Consider the following 18,879-nt stretch of genomic DNA (forward strand, 5'->3'; position numbering starts at 1 on the left):
AAAGTGCTCAAAAGCCTCAAAGCCGCCGCCGAGCTCAAATCCAAGCCGCTCGAGATGAAATTCACCGCCGTCGATGGCCGTGAAGTCGATCTGGCGAAGATGCGCGGCAAAGTCGTCCTCATCGACTTCTGGGCCACCTGGTGCGGCCCCTGTGTGCAGGAGCTGCCGAACGTAATCAAAGCCTACAAAGAACTGCACCCGAAAGGCTTCGAGATCGTCGGCATCTCACTCGACTCCGACAAAGAGAAGCTCGAATCCTTCGTGAAGGACAAAGGCATGGAGTGGCCACAGTTCTTCGATGGCAAAGGCTGGAAAAACGAGATCGCCACCACGTACGACATCCATTCCATCCCAGCCATGTGGCTCATCGATCAAAAAGGCATGGTCGTTGACACCGCCGCTCGCGGAGGACTAGAGGAGAAAGTGGCCAATCTCCTAAAATAAGACCTTCCATCTGTACAGCCTTCAAACCCGAAAGCCGGAGACCATCGTCTCCGGTTTTCTTTTTACCGGCGCATCAGGAACTCATCCAGATTCATCACCACATTCGCCACCGTGGTCCAGGCGGCGAGTTCGGCGATGTTGGCGGCTTTGGGTGCAGGGCCGATGGGATCGTTCGCCATCTTCGCCGCACCCTCCTTGTCCTGCTGGAAGCTAGCGAGGCTTTCATCGTGCAGCCGCATCAATGCAGCGATCTCCTTGGCACTTGGTTCGCGAGAAACGCAGAGTTTGAACATGAGCTTCAAGCGCGCAGTGGTGTCTGCTGCCTCCCTGCTCACTCGACGTGCCATGGCCTGATGCGTCTCGATGAAAACGGGATCGTTCAGCGTCACAAAGGCCTGTAGCGGCGTGTTCGTCCGGCCACGGCGAATCATGCAGACCTCGCGATTCCCGGCATCAAACGTGGCGAAGCTTGGATACGGGCTGTTGCGACGAACTTCCGTGTAAAGGCTGCGGCGGTGCTTGTCCTCCCCCTCGCTGGTGGTCCAGTCATTGCTGCGGCCAAAGGCGGTGCTCAGTCCCATATTCGGAGCGATGGGCCGCACGCCAGGACCGTACATTTTATCACTCAGCAGTCCGCTCACCGCCAGCGCCTGATCACGCAGCATCTCGCCCGTGGGGCGGAAGCGCGGACCACGAGCCAGCATCCGATTGTCAGGATCACGCTCAGCAAGTTCAGGCGGCGTGATGGAAGTCTGGCGATACGCTTTCGTCATCACCATGAGCTTGATCATGTGCTTCACATCCCAGCCGCTGTCCATGAACTCAGCCGCGAGCCAGTCGAGCAGTTCAGGATGGAAAGGCAGATCGCCCTGGCTCCCGAACTCCTCGCTCGTGCGCACGATGCCGACGCCGAAGAGCGTCTCCCACAAACGATTCACCTGTACGCGGGCCGTGAGCGGGTTGTCCCGGCTCACCACCCACTTTGCCATGGTGAGGCGGTTGCGAGGTTCATTGGCTGGCAGCGGATGCAGTGCCGCCGGTGTGCCTTCGCTCACTTCATCGCCCAGCGCCTGCCAGTTTCCGCGCAGTTGCACCTTCGTGGCACGTCTCATCTTCGGGTCGAGGTCCTTCATGACTGGCACCGTGACCGGCTTCATCGCGGCAAGCTGCTTCTTTAATGCAGCGAGTTGCTGGCGCTCGGGCTTGGCTTCCTTTGCCACCGTGCGGACATAATGATCCGTGATCGCCTGCTGCTGCACCGGCGTGCGTTTCTCCGTGGTGATGGCAGCGAGCACGTTGGCTGGCAAAGCAGTGACCGTTTGTACACGTGCATCCTCCGTCGTCAGCAGTCGGAAGCGGCTGAGCACATGCTGCTTGTGCGCCGACTTTTGCTCCAGCGTGACACTCAGCCGCGAACCCGCCGGCACCAGAATCGGCGATGCGCTGAGCAGCGTGAGGGTATGTGCCTTGTCAGTCTGCGGCGCGATGGCCCAGCCTTGGTTCGTCTTGTCCTTCGGCAAAAGCACGGACGCTGCGGTGAAACCACTCTGCTCATGATCAGCCATCGCCGTGGCGAAGGTCACGCTCGTCGGACCGCCGATGGTGAAAGCCTTGTCTTTCTCCGGCGCAGACGTCGCCTCGCTCTTCCACACCGTCTGACGTTTCGCATCCAGCAGCACGACGCGGAAGCCATCGAGCCGCTTGCCCACAGCGCCATCCGTGCGGTTCCAGACCACGACGCGCTCCACTGGCAGATCGCCCGCGAGTTCCACTTCCCACCAGGGATCGCTGTCCTGACCACTCGTGTGCGCCACGCTGCCCTTCGCATAAATCCCATCCGTGTTGCCATCGACCGCGCGGCTCGCGGCGGCATCCGTGTAGAGGCTGCTTTGCTTCGCGGGGCGCTTCACCGCCACGTTTTCCTTGCCGTTAAAAACCTGCACCTCGGCGAGTTGCAGCATCTTGTCTTTCCCCGGCAACTCTACCCGCACAAAACGCGCCTTCGGAGCAGGCAGACTAGCGGGCGGGATGATCTGCGCCTTCACGCTTGTGATGACAAAATTGCCCTGGGCAGGTGTTTCGAGCCTTAGCGCCGTAAGTTTCGCTGTCTTCAAAGGAAGCTCAACGGTGTAGCTGTCCACGTCACGCCTCTCAGGCACAGAGATTGCGCCATCGGCGGCGATGCTGACCTTCTGCTGGCTCTGCGTCGTGACTTTCGTCGGCGCTTCAGCCTTCCAGGCCAGTTCCTGGCTGAACTGCTTTTCCCAATCGCCGAGCCCCGTGAGCCACTTCGCCTCCGGTTTGGCAAAGCGCGACTCCAACGCGGCGATGTCTGTCTCCATCTGCATTTTCTGACGCTTCAGCTCTGGCGTGTAAAACTCGTGCAGCGGCGACTCATCTTTCTTGTCCGCATCGGCACTTTGATTCAGGAAGGCATAGAACTGGAAGAACTCGTTGATCGTGAGCGGGTCATACTTGTGTGTGTGGCACTGCGCGCAGGCCATCGTGGTTCCCATCCACACGGCAAAGGTCGTGTTCACGCGGTCGATCACCGCCGCATTGCGAAACTCTTCATCACTCGTGCCGCCTTCGTTTTGCGTCATCGTGTTTCGGTGAAATGCAGTGGCGATCATCTGATCGTCCGTGGGATTCGGCAGCAGATCACCCGCAAGCTGCTCGATGGTGAACTGATCAAAGCGCATGTTCGCATTCAGCGCACGGATCACCCAGTCGCGATACGACCAGATCTCGCGTGGCTGATCACTCGGATACCCCGAGCTATCCGCATATCGTGCGAGGTCCAGCCATTGAGCCGCCCAGTGTTCGCCGAAGCTGGGTTTGGCGAGGTAATGATCGACCACGCTTTCATAAGGCTTCTTCGTCAGGCGCTCCAGTTCCTCCAGCGTCGGAGGCAAGCCCGTCAAATCCAGCGCCACACGCCGGACCAATGTGATGGCATCTGCTTCCCCCGAGAACTTGAGCTTCTCCTTCGCCAGTCGTTGAGCCAGGAAACGATCAATCTCAGTCAGTCCCGCCGACTGATCACTCGGCACTTCAGACCTTTTCACCACCTCATAGCTCCAATGCTTCCCCCAGGTCGCACCCTGCTTGATCCACTCTTTGAGCAGCGCCACCTGCGCTGTCGGGATGGTCTTGTGCTGCTTCGGCGGCGGCATGACTTCATCAGGATCGGCAGAGAGGATGCGCTGGATGAGCGCACTCTTCTCCGAGTTCCCCGGAATCACGGCGATCACACCATCGTTGTCTTTTTTGGCCGAAGCTTCGTCATCGAGCCGCAACCCAGCCTCGCGTTTCTTTTCATCCGGCCCATGGCAGAAGAAGCAGTTCTCCGACAGGATGGGCCGGATCTCGCGCGAGAAATCGACGGCGTTGGCAGCGACGGGCAGACAGAGGGCGATGGCAAGGAAGGAGCGCATGAGGAACGATCAACCTATACGCCACTGGGGCGCGCTTCCTCACCGTGAAACAGCATAGGACAAACAGAGGTCTTAATTGAGCTCCACCTTGTCCGGCGTGTGCGCCATGAGCTGATAAACTGGCCCCATCTCTTCCAGCACAGCCTTCCACATCTGGGCGGCTGGTTTGGCCGTTAGGATAGTTTTCCGTGACTCCGTCACGATCCATGAGCGGTGCTTGATCTCCTTTTCGATCTGTCCTTCCGCCCAGCCGGAGTAGCCGACAAACCCGCGCACATCATGTCCCATGCTCAGCTCGTGCAGCGCATCGGTGACGGAGAGGTGAGTCTGGCAGCGCAGTGTGCCCTGCTTGCGATTCCAGTGCAGCGAGGCAAAGGCCAGCTTGTCCGTCGCGACCGGCCCACCGATAAAAACAGGCACCTGCCCCAGCGCACCCAGGGTCTGATCCGGCAAAAGATCCGCCACGCGCTGCTCCAAAGGGCGGTTCAGCACATAGCCAAAGGCGCCTTCCTTCGGAGTATGCGCCGCCATGAAAATGACAGTGCGGGAGAAATTGGGATCACGCATCGAGGGCACCGCGAGAAGCAGATTGCCGGTGAGTGAAGATGAGTCAGCGGGGGCGGGCATGGCAGAGGATGACTGTTGTGACTCCAATACAGCAGCCTGCGTTGATTCGCACTGCTTTTTCAGGCGCGGCTTTTGTCTGGTGTTCGGGATGAAGGTGGCTAGCATCGCCGCTCCCACCATGCCCGCTGAAACACCTTCCCCGCTCGACCGCGCCCGACGCAAAGCCTTCTTCCGCCTGCTGCCCGTGCTCTTTGTGAGTTACATGATCGCCTATGTGGACCGGGTGAATGTGGCCGTGGCAAAGCTGACAATGGTGAAAGACATGCCAGCCTTCACAGAGGCCGTCATCGGCTTTGGCAGCACGCTTTTCTTCATCGGCTACTTCCTCTTGGAGATTCCAGGCTCTCTGATGGTGGAGCGCTGGAGCGCACGAAAGTGGATCTGCCGCATCATGGTGAGCTGGGGGCTCATGGCCGCGCTGACGGCCTTTGTCACGACGCCGAAGGAGTTTTACACCGTGCGTTTCCTGCTTGGTCTGGCCGAAGCGGGCTTCTTCCCTGGCGTGATCATCTACCTCACGCATTGGTTCACCGCTCGCGATCGTGCAAAGGCGCTGTCCTACTTCCTCATTGCCACACCCTTTGCCCAAATGCTGAGCCCGATCTCGAGCTGGCTGCTGAAGTTTGGCACCACGGAGGTGCTGAAAAATGGCGAAACTCTCGTGCATCCGCCGTTACTCGGACTCGTGGGCTGGCAGTGGGTTTACATCTTCTGGGCCATCCCCGCCATCGTGCTAGGCGTGGGTGTGCTCTGGCTGCTCACCGACAGGCCGCGTCAGGCGAAATGGCTCACGCCGGAGGAGAGCGAGGCGCTGGAGTCCGAGCTGGAGCGCGAGCGGCAGATCAAGACACGCGGCAAGCGCATGACGGTGTTCGAAGCCTTCAAACACCCGAAAGTGCTGCTGCTCTGCGCCGCCTACTTTTTCATCACCACATGCAGCCACAGCATGGAGCTTTTCATGCCGAGCGTGATCAAGGACTGGTATGCCCTCAGCCGTGATCAATTCACCTGGCTCATCGTTTTGCCACCGCTGCTGGCGCTGTGCGGGCAGCTCTTTGGCGGCTGGAGCTCGGATCGCTTTCAGGAGCGTCGGCTCCATGCCTGCGTGCCCATCGCCATCGGCGCGCTGGCCATGCTCTGCGCACCGCTAACCAAAGGAAATCTCGCACTGACCATGGTCTGCCTCATGGTCGCCTTTGCCGGATTTAAAACGTACATGCCTGCCTTCTGGTCACTGCCCAGCCTCTTCCTCGCCGAGGCCGCAGCAGCGGGCAGCATCGGGCTCATCAACTCCGTCGGCAATCTTGGTGGAGCCACCGGCCCGTGGATGATCGGCTGGATCAAAGACACCACCGGATCGTATGCCAATGGCTTCTACTTCCTAGCTGCCTCGATGACCATTGCCGCGTGCATCGTCTTCTTCCTCGGTCTCGGAATCCGCGCGCCCGCGAAGTCATCCTGACCTCATGCCCACACTGCAGCCAGTCGCCTTGATCACCGGCGGCGCGGGCACACTCGCCTGCGCCATCCGCGCCGAGCTGGAAAGCCATGGCTGGCACGTCCATGCGCCTTCGCATGAAGAGATGGATGTCACGGACAAAACCCAGGTGCAGCGCGTGATCGGTGCTCTCGGGCGACTTGATCTGCTGATCCACAATGCTGGCATCACGCGGGATGCTTTGATGCTCAAGATGACGGAATCCGAGTTCTCCGACGTGCTCGACGTGCATTTAAAGGGAGCGTTTCTCTGCTCCCAGGCTGCATTGAAACTCATGGTGAAGCAGCGTGCGGGGCACATCATCCACATCGGCTCTTACAGCGCCCTTAGCGGTCCCGCCGGTCAGGCAAACTACGCCGCAGCCAAAGCGGGAATCATCGCTCTCACACAATCCATCGCCGCTGAGTATGGCCAGCGCGGCATCCGGGCAAACTGCGTGCTGCCCGGCTTTCTCGACACGAAGATGACTCAGCATCTCCTTGCTGATGAAACGCAGCGCCAAAGCGTGCTCGCCGTTCACACCTTGGGTCGGCTGAACACACCTGCGGAAGCCGCACGCTTCATCGCCTTCCTTCACACAATGGAGAACATCAGCGGTCAGGTCTTCCAACTCGACAGCCGCATCTCACGCTGGACCTGACTCACGGCCACTCCCGCAGCATCGCCAGTCCATCGCGAAAACGTGGGGCGAGGGCGAGGCAGTCCAAAAGATGCTTCTTCGCCTGAGGCGCATCGGTTTCGCGCAGCAGTTTCGCGAGACGGAAATGCGTCATCGCCGCGCCATCGGGATCGAGGATGAGGACGCGGCGGTAGGCGGCGATGGATCGGTCCTTTTCACCAAGAGCATCCGCAGCATCAGCCATGGCCTGCTGCGGTGTGCGGAGGAAGGGATTCAAGGCAATGGCACGCTCGGCATTGGCGCGCACCTGGGGCCAGTCCTGCTTCTTTTGATCCAGCTCGATGAGGCGAAGAAAGATCGGCATGGCACTCGTCTCGTGCTCGGCGATCTGCCGCAGCACGGCGATCTCTTCGTCGTCGCGCTTCAGTTCTCGCAGCGTTGACGCCTTGATCTGATAGCCGCCTTCGTCGCTGAAGTCTTCCGGCACGAGCGTGATCAAACGCTCGGCAAGCGGCAGCACGTCGGCCCATTTCTCCTGCTCGATGAGCGTGTCGATCTGCCGATGAATCGCCCACAAGCTGTCGGGATGTTTCTTCGTGAACTCCGCGAGCGATTCGGGATCGAGCGGGTTCACGTCCTCGGGCTCGGGCTTCTTCCAGTCAGCCTTTTCACCGAAGGCCACCGCCTTGGCTTGGAGGTGCTTTTCAAAGGCGGGCTCCAGCTTCTCCAGCGGCTCCGTGTTATCGGCGATGGCATCATTGATGCGTTTCCCGCTGGCGAGATCACGCAGGATGGCCTGGAACTTTTCCGTGCCGAATTTCTCCAGCAGATAGCCAACGACCTGGCTGCTCTGGTAGTAGGCGAACATGAGGTGGTCATCGCTCTCGGCATTCAGGAAGGCGCTGCTGAGTTGGCTGATGGGCTTTGCGGCTTTTTCATCGAGGATCATACGGCGGAAGGTGGCGTCCATGGGCATGCCCCAGATGGGATTGCGCTGGCTTTCCTCGTGGACGCTGATGCCCTCGCTCAGCCAGCGCGGCATCTTGTTTTGCGTCAGCGTGAGCGTGACGACATGACAGAACTCATGCCAGAGCGTGCCCTGCCAGTTGTTCCGCCCATGAGCGAGTCCGCCGGGACTGTTCATGGTGATGACGGTGCCGAAGCAGACGCCGAGCAAGCCCTGCCCACCGAGACTGCCAAAAGTGCGGATGGCGAAGTCCTGCTGCTGCCCGAAGAACTCGACCATCACGGGCCGCTTCAAATCGAGCCCATACTTCGCGGTGAGCACCGTCTTTGCCTCGCGCAGCAAGGCGAGCGCTTCTTCGCCATAGATGGGCCAGTCGCGCTTCGGCATCTTGAGGATGAAGTCGTCAAAGCTCTGCGTGGTAAAACCCGCCATCTCCTTCTCCAGCAGGCCGATGTTATGCGCCTGCACGTTGTAGCCATCCTTTTCACGGATCTCGGCAGCGATCTTCCAAGCCTCGTCTTCTTCACCAAGCCGCAGCAGATCATGCGTCAATGCGACCTTGGCAGGAAGGTAGTTGGGATCGAACTCCAACGCCTTCCGCTGATGCTTCGAGCCTTCGGCAAAACGATAAGCTCGTGACAGCACACGCCCGATGGTGTGATCGACTTCGGGATTCTTATCCCAGCGCTTCAAACCATTCTCACGCGCCGACTCGAACTTCTTCGCGTCCGCCGCGCTCAGATGCGTGATGGCAGCGAGCAGCGCCCAGGCTTCAGGGCAGTTGTCGCGGTATTCGAGCACCTTCTGCACGAGCCCGGCGGCATCGAGAAACTTCTCCGCGCCGATCATCGACTCCGCCTGATTCAGCAAAGCCACCGAGTGAACCGGGTTCAGCTCGAGCGCGCGTTTGAGGCTCTCCAGCGACTTTTCGCGGTCGCCATTCGCAAAGGCCAGCGCGAGACCGACTCGCAGCTCCGCCGTCTCACCACAGGCTTTCAATCCCGCGCGGAAGACATCGGCAGCACGAGCCGCATCGTCTTTCGACAAAGCCAGATGCCCCTCGGCGAGGTAGGCAGGCTCAAACTTCGCGTCCTTCTTTTGCGCCACCTGGAAGTATTGCTGGATGACCTTCTTCGCATCCGCTCCGAGCGCGAGCGCCGCCTGCCCCAGCGCCACCCATTCGGCAGCCTTGCGATCTTTCGGCTGCTGCGCACGCGCCGCATCGTTCACCGCCTTGAGCGCTTCATCGGCGATGTCCTTCCGCCCGATACGCCGTGCATTGTCATGCTGGAGCATAAGGAGTTCGAGATGACCGGGGAAGGTCTTTACCGCGAGCTGCACCTCATCCCGAGCCTCGACCTCGCGCCCCAGATTCATGAGCGCCTGTATGCGCATAATCCGCCAGTCAGGCGATTTGAAGCCCTGACGGATGGCGCGTTCGCAGATCATGGCGACGTCGTCGTAGCGCCCCGCAGCCAGCACACGGCGCATGGGCTCCAGGTTGTCCTCTTCAAAGATTTTCTCCAAATCCTGGCCGTGTAGAGCAGAACAAATCGTGAGGAGGAGCAAGGCGCGTCGCATGACAGCAAAGAACGCGCCCGACGGTGGCTTTTCTCAAGCCTTTGGCAGCACGCCCGTGTCCTGAAGGATGGCGAGGATGTGATTACGCTCAGATTCGCCGAGATAGTCAAAGGTGCCGCTCGTATCTTTTCCCGACAGCACATCGTTCAGCATCTTGACGACCGTGGACTTCAAAGGCGGCGAGAGATGGCGGAAGGTCAGCGAGTGAATCATGAAACTGCAGCGGTGCTTAAAGAGCCGCGTGTGAAGCTGGAAGTCCTTCAGCGAGCGTCCTTCCGCCGACTTGGGAGCCCTGGCCGTGAAGGCTGTCTGGAAGTCTTCCTCGCCCTCGATGCCACCTTCAGGCAAAGCGGCCTCGTCTTTGAAAAGCAGCGCCTCGATCACGTCCTCGGCCATGTGATCAATGATACGACGTGCCGTGCCGACGGGCTCATGCTGCACCGGCTCACCGAGTTCTTTTTGAAGGCTGGTCTGCATGTGCATGGCTCGCATGGCGGTGTGATTCGCTTTCGTCAGCACATTCTGCACAGAGGTCTGATGCTCCAGCACCATGAGGGCCACGATGTCGCTCTTCTTGCGCTTGTAAGGGGAGGTATCGAAGAAGCTCGTGAGGTCCGCAATGTTCGCCCCTTTTTCGATGGGCATGTCGCAGCTGTTGTCTGGCTTTTCAGTGGCCGTGACATTGCCGCGATGAAGCTGGCTGCCGTGTTTACCAGTGACATACCAGCCACCCCAGCGGTCAGAGAAAGGCGTCGTCGTATCCACCACCGTGCTGCCCTGGCTCATGATCGGGTGGCCTTCTGGCCCAGGAAAAACGGAGCGCACGATGACGCCGGGAACTTCCGGCGTGAAAGGCCCGCCATGGCAGCTCAGGCAGCTCTGATCACGCTCGAAATGCAGCGGCTTCGAGGACTCCACCTCGGGATCGAGCAGATAAAAGATGGGGCCGAGTTTCGGATCGATGGTGGAGACTTCGATTGAGCCGCCGACGGAATAGCCAACGTAGGCGTCATCGGAAAAATAGATCACGCGCGGTGTCTGCGGACTGATGCGGTCGTTCTGCTTGCTCGTCTTGGAGAAGACCATGACCTGTGACTCCTCAGGGATGCCAAAGCACTTCAGCACACCGCGCAGCACACTCCAGGCATCCGTGCGGTCGATCTTCACCTTGCCCGCGAGCAGCATTTTCTCCAGCGCCTGGGCGGCATCACGCGGCTGGGTCTCCGAATAGCGGATCGGTGCCTGCTCATACTCGTCCTCCGCCTGCACCAAGACGGGCAGCACGAGCAGCGGGAGCAGGCAAAGGAATTTCATGGTTCTGACAATACGGGGTTGGCGCTCTGGCTATTGCCCGCCGATTGCTGTGAGCTACGCCAGTATTGTGAACCAATCTCTCTTGGCATGAATCCCCTACTCCAGCGGCGGCAGCTTCGCACTGTAATGCACGGCGCGGTGGCGATTGTCATCGAAGGCGAAGTGCAGCCATTGGCCATCTTTGCTGACGAAGCCGTCGGGGTAGTTCATGCGGCCTTTCGGTCCATCAACGGACTCCTGCTGGAGGACGCGTTGATAGGGCCAGGTCTTCATGCCGTCGAAGCTAATCCACAGTGCCATGGGGCTGCGATGCTTGCTGTTGGGATTGTGCAGGATGGCCACACGATCTCCACCGAGGTTGTAAAGCGTGGTCTTGCTGCCGGGGTTGGGGATGTCCGTGACGCTGGCAAACTCGGGCCAGGTCTTACCACCATCCTTGGACACGGCTTTGTAAAGCAGGCCGCCGAGGCCGTCGGCGCGGATGACCATGGTGATGCGACCATCGGGATGCTCGAAGAGATCGTTTTCCGCCCAGCCGAAGTAGCGGCTGTTCGGCGTGAGGCGGATGTTGCCGTGCTCACTCCAGGTTTTGCCACCATCGCTGCTGATGAGGACGCCATTGCGTGGATTGGTGAAGGCACGGTCGAGCGGTGCCTTGTACTGCTCATCATCGGGGCCGATGTAATGCTGGAACGGAATCATGAGACGGCCGTCTTTGCAGACGATGTGCTTGCGGATGAACGTGCGCTCTTTGAGGCGACCGGGCACTTCCATCGGCTTGCTCCAAGTCTTGAAGGAGTCGTCGCTGGTGAGATACCACGAGCGCCAGTCGTTGGCCCAGTGCTTGGAGTGGGTGGAGAAGAAGAGCGTGCAGCGCTGGCCGATGATCATGAGCTCCGTCGGGCCCTGCCCGATGGTTTTTCCCTCGCGCGGGAAGCCGACATCGAAGGGTGCCAGCGGCGTCCAGGTTTTGCCCATGTCAGTACTGCGCGTCACGCCAGTGTAGTTCAGCGGCGAAGGTTCAGTGTCTCCACCGGCGAGGATGAAGAGAATCCACGAGCCGTCCGGCAACTCACGCAGCGTTGTGTCGCAGACCATTTTATTCGGCGTGATGCCGTCATACGGGATGCTCTTGAAATCCTGCTTGGCGTCCTCGGCAGCCTGGGCGGTCCACTTGGGATCAGGCCTGATCGACTTCGGCAAATGGGGTGCGTGAGCTTTATTCACGACGGTCTTCTTCGGTATCCAGGCCGGGGCTGCGTTGGTGGCGACTGGTTTGGCATGATCCATCGGAGCAGGTGGTGCGGGTTTGCGTGGAGCAAAGTCAGCTTCGGTGAACTTGGTGTGCAGGATCTCCGCATCCGTGTGGCGGTTCCAATCATAGAGGATGTGGATGTCGCCGTTCGGAGCCTGAAAGCCGTCTGGATACGAGACCGACGCGCGATCATCAATGAGCAGGCCTTTGCCCCAGGTCTTGCCGTCATCATCGGAGAGGAAGGCTTTCAAGTTCGTGCGGTTCGGAAGCCTCACATTGATCGGCCCATTCTTCACGAGGATGAGTTTTCCCGAAGCAAGACGGCGAATGAAGAAGCGGGCGCTGGGATTCTGAATCGTGCTCGGCTGCGGCTCGCTCCATGTCATCCCTTTGTCGGTGGAAACGCTCTCGCTGATGCCGTCCTTCGTGCGCGCGAGCATCCACAGGCTGCCGTCTTTGCGCTCGACGATCATGTGCTCGTCAAAGTCTGTGCGCGGGAATGCCACGCCGCTGCGGCGTGTCCATGTTTTGCCTTGGTCGGTCGAGGCGAAGACATTCGCCATGCGGATCACATCGAGGTCCTTGTGAGCTTCTTTATCCACGCCGGGACCGCCCATGCGATCACGGGTCCAGAGCGCCACCGGCAGCAGCCAGTCGCCATTGCTGAGCACGGTGGGCTTGTTCAGCGTGCAGCCATCGGCGAAACGCACAGGAGCGGACCACTTTGGCTCAGCCGCATCAGGATCATCGCAGCGGATATACCAGTCACCGCAGCGACCGTCGAAGTAGCCGATGCTTTGATCAAAGAAGCACCACAAGCGGCCCAGCGGATCGGTCCAAAGATTTCCAACGAGAGCACGTCGCTCATAGCGCACGCCGTTGAGCTCGCCATCCTGCGGGTCAATCACCACACGCGGCTTCGACCACGACTTTCCATCATCATCACTCGTCGCCAGCATGAAGAATCCATTCGGCGAGTCGCCATTCCCCACCCACGCGGCCCAGAGGCGACCTTTCGGCGTGCGGTCGATGCCGATGATCATGTTTCCAGGCCGCACTTGGTCATCATACGCAGGCCCAGGCGTGGTATTAATGACTGGCGGCTCCAATGCGAGATCGAGCAACGCTTTGTCCTGCGCGGGGGCTGGCAGCACAAACAGGGAGAGGATCAGGAGCGTGTGTTTCATGGTTGAGTCCGTAATGAACGGAGGCAGAACGAGGATTCACGACGCCGCAGGGAAATTCATCGTGTTATGTTAACTCACTCATACTCTGACCATGTCGTCATGAGGCTATTGAGGCTGGCATTCGACCGTATCGAAGTCCCACCGCGTATTCTTCGTCCATAGCCTCGTTGGTCACCGGCGCGGACAACGGCTCCATCATCGTCGTAGGATCGTCTGCGGTGGCATGTGCTTTGATGGTCTGATTCACAGCACGCACAGGCTGGTTATACTGACTCGATCTCGGAAATGGTGCCGGTGCTGCTACCAAACGCCTCCGTCTCGACGCCCAAGTTTTGCAGCATGGAGACGAAGAGATTGCAGAGCGGCTTGTTTTGCACGGCGTCGAAGGCGAGGTGCTGGCCGTGTTTGAAACCGCCACCTGCAAGGAGGACGGGGAGATTGGTGCAGTTGTGGATGTTGGCATCGCCGAGGTTGCTGCCATAGAGGACCATGGTTTGGTCGAGCAGGCGGGCATCCTCGCCAGTGGGAGTGGCGGCGAGTGCGGCGAGGAGTTCGCGCAGGTGGCGCATTTGCTGGAGATCGACCTTTTCGAGTTCGGCGAGCTTTTCCTTCGACTGACCGTGGTGACTTAGATTGTGATAGCCGTCGCGTGTGCGCTGATGGTCGTCGATCTCAAAGACAGGCGTGGCAAAACCATCCACCATGAGCGTGATGATGCGCGTGGAGTCGGACTCAAAGGCGAGCCGCGCCATGTCGAGCATGAGCTGGATCTTTGGGAAGAATTTCGCTTTGTCAGGGATGTCCTTGGGCTCTGGTGTCTTGGTAGCGGGCTTTGGTTTTTGCTCCCATTCGCCGGAGATGGCGAGTCGCAGCTCCAGTTCCCGAATGGAAGTGAGATACTGGTCCAGGCGCGAGCGGTCCGAGTTGCCAAGGCCACGTTGAAAGCCACGCATGTCCTCGCTGAGCACATCGAGCACGCTGCCACGATCCTGGAGGCGTTTGAGGGAGAGCGCGGTCTGCCTGGCATCACCCTGGAGGAACATTTTGCGAAACAAGGCCGCCGGGCTGTCCTCGGCGGGCAGCAGCACGCCGTCGCGTGTCCAGGAGAGGCTGCGGTTGGCTTTGTCGATGTTCACGCCGAGATTCAGCGTGGGGAATCGCGTCTGCTGGCCCAGGGCATCGGCGGCTGCCTGGTCGAGCGAGATGCTGTTGCGGAAGCCGCTGCGAGTCGGGTCGGGCGCGGCGGTGAGAAAGCAGTTTTCGGTGCTGTGCCCGCCCGTGACGGCGGGATGCGAAAGGCCGCTGAAGACGGTGAAGTCGTTTTTGAAAGCGGCGAGTTCCTTCAAGTATGGCGACAGCGTGTAACCTGGACCTTTGACCTTCGGGAAGAAGTGCTGCGGCAGCACGCCGAGGTTGTTGGAGATCAGAAGCATCCGCTTGGGCGGCCTCGATCCTGCGGCACGGGCAAAGACCGGCGTCATGCACTCGAGCATCGGAAGTCCGAGAGTAACGCCGATGCCGTGGAGGAAGCGACGACGCGGGATAGGTGCTGCAATGTAAGGTGTGTTCATGGGATGGACTTTGTTCCAAGGAAAATTCCGCTCCCCACCAGCGCGTGCATGAGATCACGGACATGGTAGCCACTCGCGGCACACGCATCGAGCATGGCTTCGATTTCTGTGCGATCCGCGAAACCTACAGGCGTGCCGGTGGCATGCAGCACGAGGTGTTCGAGGAGGTTTTTGGCGAGCTGGCGTGGGTTGGCGGCGAGCTGGCGTTTGACGTCATGGATGTCGCGAAAGGAATCGCCGCCGGGCAGCTTGCCAGAGGCATCGACGGCGGGGCCGACGAAGTAAGTGTAGGGATGACCGGCGGGATCGAAGCCGGTGACTTTCTCCCCTTTCTCCATGCCGCGATAGCGATCCCGCCAGGCGCCCATGACATCGAAGTTCTCCAAGGCGAAGCCCACCGGATCGAACTTGGCATGACAACCGGCACAGCTCTTCGATTCGGTGTGTTTGGCGAGCAGATCGCGGATCGTAGTCGCCCCACGGATGTCCGGCTCGACGGCGGGCACACTTTTTGGCGGCGGTGGCGGCGGCTGGCCGAGCAGCTTTTCCATGATCCACACGCCGCGCAGCACGGGCGAGGTGGTGGTGCCGTTCGCCGTGTGCTTCATGAGGGCGGCTTGCGTGATGAGACCTCCGAAGGGGCTGCCTTTCGGCAAGGACACACGCTGCATGGAGGAGCCGGAAACACGCGGCAGATCATAGTGCCGCGCGAGGCGATCATTGACGAAGGTGAAGTCAGCCGTGACCAGCGTGGTGACGGGCAGGTTCTCACGAACCATTGCCATGAGGAATGCCTGTGTCTCATGCGCCATCGAATCGACGAGGTAGTCGTCCTTGCGATACTCGGGATACAAACGCTCATCCGGGATGTCGCGGCGCAGCTTGCGGAGATCGAGCCATTCATTGGCAAACATGTGCACGAACTGCTCGAAGCGCGGATCGGCGATGAGACGGTCTGTTTGGGCTGCGAGCGTGGCCGCATCGCGCAGTCGCGATGTCCGAGCGAGCCGCATAAGTTCATCATCGGGCCTTTGATTCCAGAAGAGGTGCGAGAGCCGGGCCGCAATGGCGACGTGAACGTCGTCCGATTCTCCACGCGGCTCGGTGAGATAAAGACAGTGCGAGGAGCACAGCAGCCCCTGATAGCCCGCCAGCATGGCGTCCGCAAATGGCACGCCTTTGGCGAGCTTGGCACGAATGAGTTTCAGGAAAGGTTCATGCGCCTGTTCGCTCATCGGCCGCAAGGCAGCGAGGGCGGCGAAGCGGCGAAACAACCGCTCCGCATCGGGGGCTGTGCCTTTCGCAGGCGAGACATCATCAAACAATGTGCGATGCGATGTCGGCGGCCATTGTGCATCGACGAGCGGCCCCGTGACTTCGAGCCATTGGATCGCCACGCCGCGATGACCCTCCGGCGGCATCGGCGGATAATCATAAAAGAAGCCGCCATCGGTGCGGATGAACGGCACAGGCAGGCCGAGCGGACTGTATTCAAAGGTCTCGCCAGCTTTGAGATGGATCGTCGTCTCAAACTCGCGTGCCTCCGGCTGCAAATCGATCCAGCCGCCCGTCTCGCGCACATCGCCGGAGACGTCCGGCCCTGAAGGCTGCCGTGCGCGGAAGCTCATCGCGACGGGTTCATACGCCGGCACGAGGCGAAAGTCCCGCACCTGCCGCACGGCACGTCCTTTGAACCGCACGCGATATGCTCCGCCGGCCTTCGCACGAAAGCCCGGCGGATAACCATAGTAGGGCCACGTCGCTGAGCGGAAGAGTGCCATCTCCAAGGTGGGATCACTGCGCTGCTCAGGCGTCATCTTTTGCACTTCGGTGCTGGTGATCGGCACCATGCGATTGTCCCGCGCAAAGAACATTGCCTCACGCTCACCGAAGGTGTCGAGGCCAGGGAACAACTGCAAGCCGGTGAAGCGCTGTGTGAGCGGTTTCTGCGGCGGAGTGCTGCCGGCCATCGCCGTACGCAAAGCGGTCTCCGTGGCATCGAGATAGCCCTCCATCTGCACTCGAGACACATCGAGCATGTCAGAAACCTTCGTGAAGCCGTGCGAGTCGCGATCTTCCGGCAGCTTGTCCCGCACATCGAGGTCCGGGAGGTTCAGCAGCACGCGTAGATTGTTTTCAAACTCCACACGCGTGAGCCTGCGCACAGGGCCGCGACCGGCTCTAGCCACTTCCGCTTGAGCTGCTGCCAGCAGCTTCGCTTCCAGCTCCTTGGCAAAGGCGTGGCGCTCCGCCGTGCTCACCTTCGACTTTTCCGGCGGCGGCATCTCTCCCCGTTCCACGAGATCAAACACACGTGCCCAGCGTCCGCGATTTCCGGCATCGTCTAGCTGAAAAGCGAGCGCTGTGATGTCGAAGTCGCCTTTGCTCATCGTATCGTCATGGCAGTCGATGCAATGCTTGTCGATGAAGGCGGGAAGATTGCTCACAGCAGTCGATTTCGACGATTTTGACGTTGGCGCGTTAAAGACCTGCACATTCGTAATGCGCATCTCTTCCAGGCTGCTGCCTTTGTCGATCGTGCCATCGATTTGATCCACCAACTGCTCGCGAGTGAACTTCCACACGACCTTTCCACTGCTGTCGATCTCCGCGAGCAAATCACGGCCCTCGTCAGCCTTTTGCAGATGATAATCCCCGCAAGCGATTAGCACGTTGCCATTGGCCAAGCGAGACATGCCGAGCAGGTAGCGGCACTTCAGCCCGAGGTCTTCCATGGTCCAGCATCCGAGCCTTTTCCCACTCGCATCAAGGTGAAGCAACTGACAACCGGTGGACGTGGACACCCACAAGGAGCCGTCCTCGACTGGCAGCATTGCAAAAGCCTTCTTCACCGTGGGCGATGGCTTCAGCAGCGGATCGAGTGGAATCGTCTGCAACACACGCCCCGTCACAGTTTCCACCTTCAGCACCGTTTTGCGCCCGTATTGCCCGACCCAGAACGCCTTCGCCTCCGGTACCTCGCGGATCATGCGATATCGGAAGTGCAGCGGATCGTCTTTGAGATCGGGCAGCGGCGTCTCGCTCACGACGGCACCGCCACGATCCACGATGCGGATCTGACTCACGCCGCTGTCCATCAACGCGAACTTCTTCCCACCTTCCAGCACCGCCACGCTGTTCGCCTCCGCGCCCATCGCACCTGCGCGAGCCTTGTGTTCCATGACCAGCTTCTTCGCCGCATCAAACACCGCCAGGCCGCCTTTGTGAGCATAGGCGATGCCGCCATCCGGCAGCCGCCACGCATCGTAGATGCCGCCATGGCCTGGGTGCTTCAGTAGATCGGTGACCTTACCGGCACGATTGATCTCAATGACTTGAGTGTCCGCCGCGAGCAGGAAGCGCTCCTCAGCATGAAGAGACGCCGAGAGGAGGAAAACAAAGAGTATTTTCATGCCTTCGAGAGTGAGGGGTTGAGCGCTGCCGTGACCATCGCGCCAGCCTTCTTCACCAAGGGTGCCAGCTTTGTCATGCGCTCCTCCGAAAGGCGCTGGCTCGGCCCCGTGATCCACAGGCTTGCGCTCGCATGACCTTCGGCATCGAGAATGGGGGCACCCAGACAGTGATGCCCCTCCATGTGCTCGCCAGCGTCCACCGCCCAGCCTTTGCTGCGCACCTCGTTGAGGCATTTCATAAACTCCTTCCGGCTGGAAATCGTCCACGGCTGGAAGCGCTCGAACTTCATCCCGGCGATCACAGCATCCCGCTCAGTCTCCGGCATGAAGGCCAGCATCACCTTGCCCGGACCACTCGTATGAAGCGGAAAACGTGTGCCGCGCTCCACATAAAATTTAATCATCGCCCTCCCGATCACCCGCTCCAGCACGATGCCCTCGTGGCCGCTGATGATGCCCAGGTGAGCGGCCTCGCCTGTCTGCTCGCTCAGCCAGCGCATCGCGGGCAGCGCCGCCTCCGCCAGTGGCACGTCATCCACCACCGGCTGGCACAACGCCAGCATCTGCGCCCCGATGCTGAAGCGCTTCTCCGCGTCTCGCACCACGTAGCCATGAGCCACCAGAGACTGCGTGACGCGATACACGAAGTTGACGGAAAGCCCGACCTTGGCTGCGATCTCTGAGAGCGTCAGACCCGACCGCTGACCACCCAGGGACTGCATGATGGCAAGCGCACGGTCGAGACTCGGCGTGCTGAATCCTGAATCGCGAACAGGAGAAACGATTTTGCGTTTGATAGGGCGTGAAGTCGGCATTTTTCTATATCTCGATTTCAATGCATATATAGAAATACGAAATGCGCCAAATTCTTTCACTGATCACAGCTTACGTGACGGACACATGAAGCTTCGACATGTTTTACTGGCGAATCCGATACGCTGAGAGCGTTGGTTCAGCGCATGAGAG

At 59.9% G+C, this 18,879-nt stretch carries 11 protein-coding genes; 3 read left to right on the forward strand and 8 right to left on the reverse strand.

The window, feature by feature from the left end; translation table 11 throughout:
- A partial coding sequence (locus AC6FTP_RS10060; protein ID WP_497206781.1) for a TlpA family protein disulfide reductase occupies positions 1-444 on the forward strand: 444 nt, incomplete at its 5' end.
- A 62-nt stretch (positions 445-506) separates the two neighbouring features.
- Here AC6FTP_RS10060 and AC6FTP_RS10065 read toward each other — a convergent pair.
- The gene (locus AC6FTP_RS10065; protein ID WP_497206782.1) at positions 507-3,881 is read right to left on the reverse strand and encodes a DUF1553 domain-containing protein; all 3,375 of its coding nucleotides are present in this window, start codon (positions 3,879-3,881) and stop codon (positions 507-509) included.
- A 72-nt stretch (positions 3,882-3,953) separates the two neighbouring features.
- Positions 3,954-4,508: a YqgE/AlgH family protein gene (locus AC6FTP_RS10070; RefSeq protein WP_497206783.1), complete on the reverse strand. Its 555-nt coding sequence runs from the start codon at positions 4,506-4,508 to the stop codon at positions 3,954-3,956.
- A gap of 118 nt (positions 4,509-4,626) precedes the next feature.
- Between AC6FTP_RS10070 and AC6FTP_RS10075 the strand changes: the two genes are divergently transcribed.
- Together AC6FTP_RS10075 and AC6FTP_RS10080 are read left to right on the forward strand one after the other, a co-directional pair.
- Positions 4,627-5,970 carry an MFS transporter gene (locus AC6FTP_RS10075; RefSeq protein ID WP_497206784.1) on the forward strand — a complete coding sequence of 448 codons (1,344 nt, stop codon included), beginning with the start codon at positions 4,627-4,629 and terminating at the stop codon, positions 5,968-5,970.
- A gap of 4 nt (positions 5,971-5,974) precedes the next feature.
- The gene (locus AC6FTP_RS10080; RefSeq protein WP_497206785.1) at positions 5,975-6,646 is read left to right on the forward strand and encodes an SDR family oxidoreductase; all 672 of its coding nucleotides are present in this window, start codon (positions 5,975-5,977) and stop codon (positions 6,644-6,646) included.
- 1 nt (position 6,647) lies between these two features.
- Here AC6FTP_RS10080 and AC6FTP_RS10085 read toward each other — a convergent pair whose 3' ends face one another.
- The 6 genes from AC6FTP_RS10085 to AC6FTP_RS10110 all read right to left on the reverse strand — a co-directional run bounded on the left by AC6FTP_RS10085 (position 6,648) and on the right by AC6FTP_RS10110 (position 18,728).
- The gene (locus AC6FTP_RS10085) at positions 6,648-9,173 is read right to left on the reverse strand and encodes a peptidase MA family metallohydrolase (protein WP_497206786.1); all 2,526 of its coding nucleotides are present in this window, start codon (positions 9,171-9,173) and stop codon (positions 6,648-6,650) included.
- A gap of 33 nt (positions 9,174-9,206) precedes the next feature.
- Entirely contained in the window at positions 9,207-10,487 is a 1,281-nt protein-coding gene (locus AC6FTP_RS10090) for a hypothetical protein (RefSeq protein ID WP_497206787.1), read from the reverse strand.
- Between the two features lie 96 nt (positions 10,488-10,583).
- Entirely contained in the window at positions 10,584-12,929 is a 2,346-nt protein-coding gene (locus AC6FTP_RS10095) for a sialidase family protein (protein ID WP_497206788.1), read from the reverse strand.
- 263 nt (positions 12,930-13,192) lie between these two features.
- Positions 13,193-14,500, reverse strand: a complete 1,308-nt coding sequence (locus AC6FTP_RS10100; RefSeq protein ID WP_497206789.1) for a DUF1552 domain-containing protein — start codon at positions 14,498-14,500, stop codon at positions 13,193-13,195.
- On the reverse strand, positions 14,497-17,913 hold the full coding sequence (locus AC6FTP_RS10105; RefSeq protein WP_497206790.1) for a DUF1592 domain-containing protein: 3,417 nt from the start codon (positions 17,911-17,913) through the stop codon (positions 14,497-14,499). The genes AC6FTP_RS10100 and AC6FTP_RS10105 overlap by 4 nt, the downstream gene beginning before the upstream one ends.
- Entirely contained in the window at positions 17,910-18,728 is an 819-nt protein-coding gene (locus tag AC6FTP_RS10110; RefSeq protein WP_497206791.1) for an IclR family transcriptional regulator, read from the reverse strand. Before AC6FTP_RS10110 ends, AC6FTP_RS10105 begins: the two co-directional genes overlap by 4 nt.
- Between the last annotated feature and the right edge of the window lie 151 nt (positions 18,729-18,879).

The organism is Prosthecobacter sp. (genome assembly GCF_044378005.1).
Lineage (GTDB): Bacteria > Verrucomicrobiota > Verrucomicrobiia > Verrucomicrobiales > Verrucomicrobiaceae > Prosthecobacter.

Bases quoted from the DNA above. Each gene is read 5' to 3' on its own strand.
- AC6FTP_RS10065 (WP_497206782.1), bottom strand. From the start codon at position 3,881: ATGCGCTCCTTCCTTGCCATCGCCCTCTGTCTGCCCGTCGCTGCCAAC.
- AC6FTP_RS10070 (WP_497206783.1), bottom strand. From the start codon at position 4,508: ATGCCCGCCCCCGCTGACTCATCTTCACTCACCGGCAATCTGCTTCTC.
- AC6FTP_RS10075 (WP_497206784.1), top strand. From the start codon at position 4,627: ATGCCCGCTGAAACACCTTCCCCGCTCGACCGCGCCCGACGCAAAGCC.
- AC6FTP_RS10080 (WP_497206785.1), top strand. From the start codon at position 5,975: ATGCCCACACTGCAGCCAGTCGCCTTGATCACCGGCGGCGCGGGCACA.
- AC6FTP_RS10085 (WP_497206786.1), bottom strand. From the start codon at position 9,173: ATGCGACGCGCCTTGCTCCTCCTCACGATTTGTTCTGCTCTACACGGC.
- AC6FTP_RS10090 (WP_497206787.1), bottom strand. From the start codon at position 10,487: ATGAAATTCCTTTGCCTGCTCCCGCTGCTCGTGCTGCCCGTCTTGGTG.
- AC6FTP_RS10095 (WP_497206788.1), bottom strand. From the start codon at position 12,929: ATGAAACACACGCTCCTGATCCTCTCCCTGTTTGTGCTGCCAGCCCCC.
- AC6FTP_RS10100 (WP_497206789.1), bottom strand. From the start codon at position 14,500: ATGAACACACCTTACATTGCAGCACCTATCCCGCGTCGTCGCTTCCTC.
- AC6FTP_RS10105 (WP_497206790.1), bottom strand. From the start codon at position 17,913: ATGAAAATACTCTTTGTTTTCCTCCTCTCGGCGTCTCTTCATGCTGAG.
- AC6FTP_RS10110 (WP_497206791.1), bottom strand. From the start codon at position 18,728: ATGCCGACTTCACGCCCTATCAAACGCAAAATCGTTTCTCCTGTTCGC.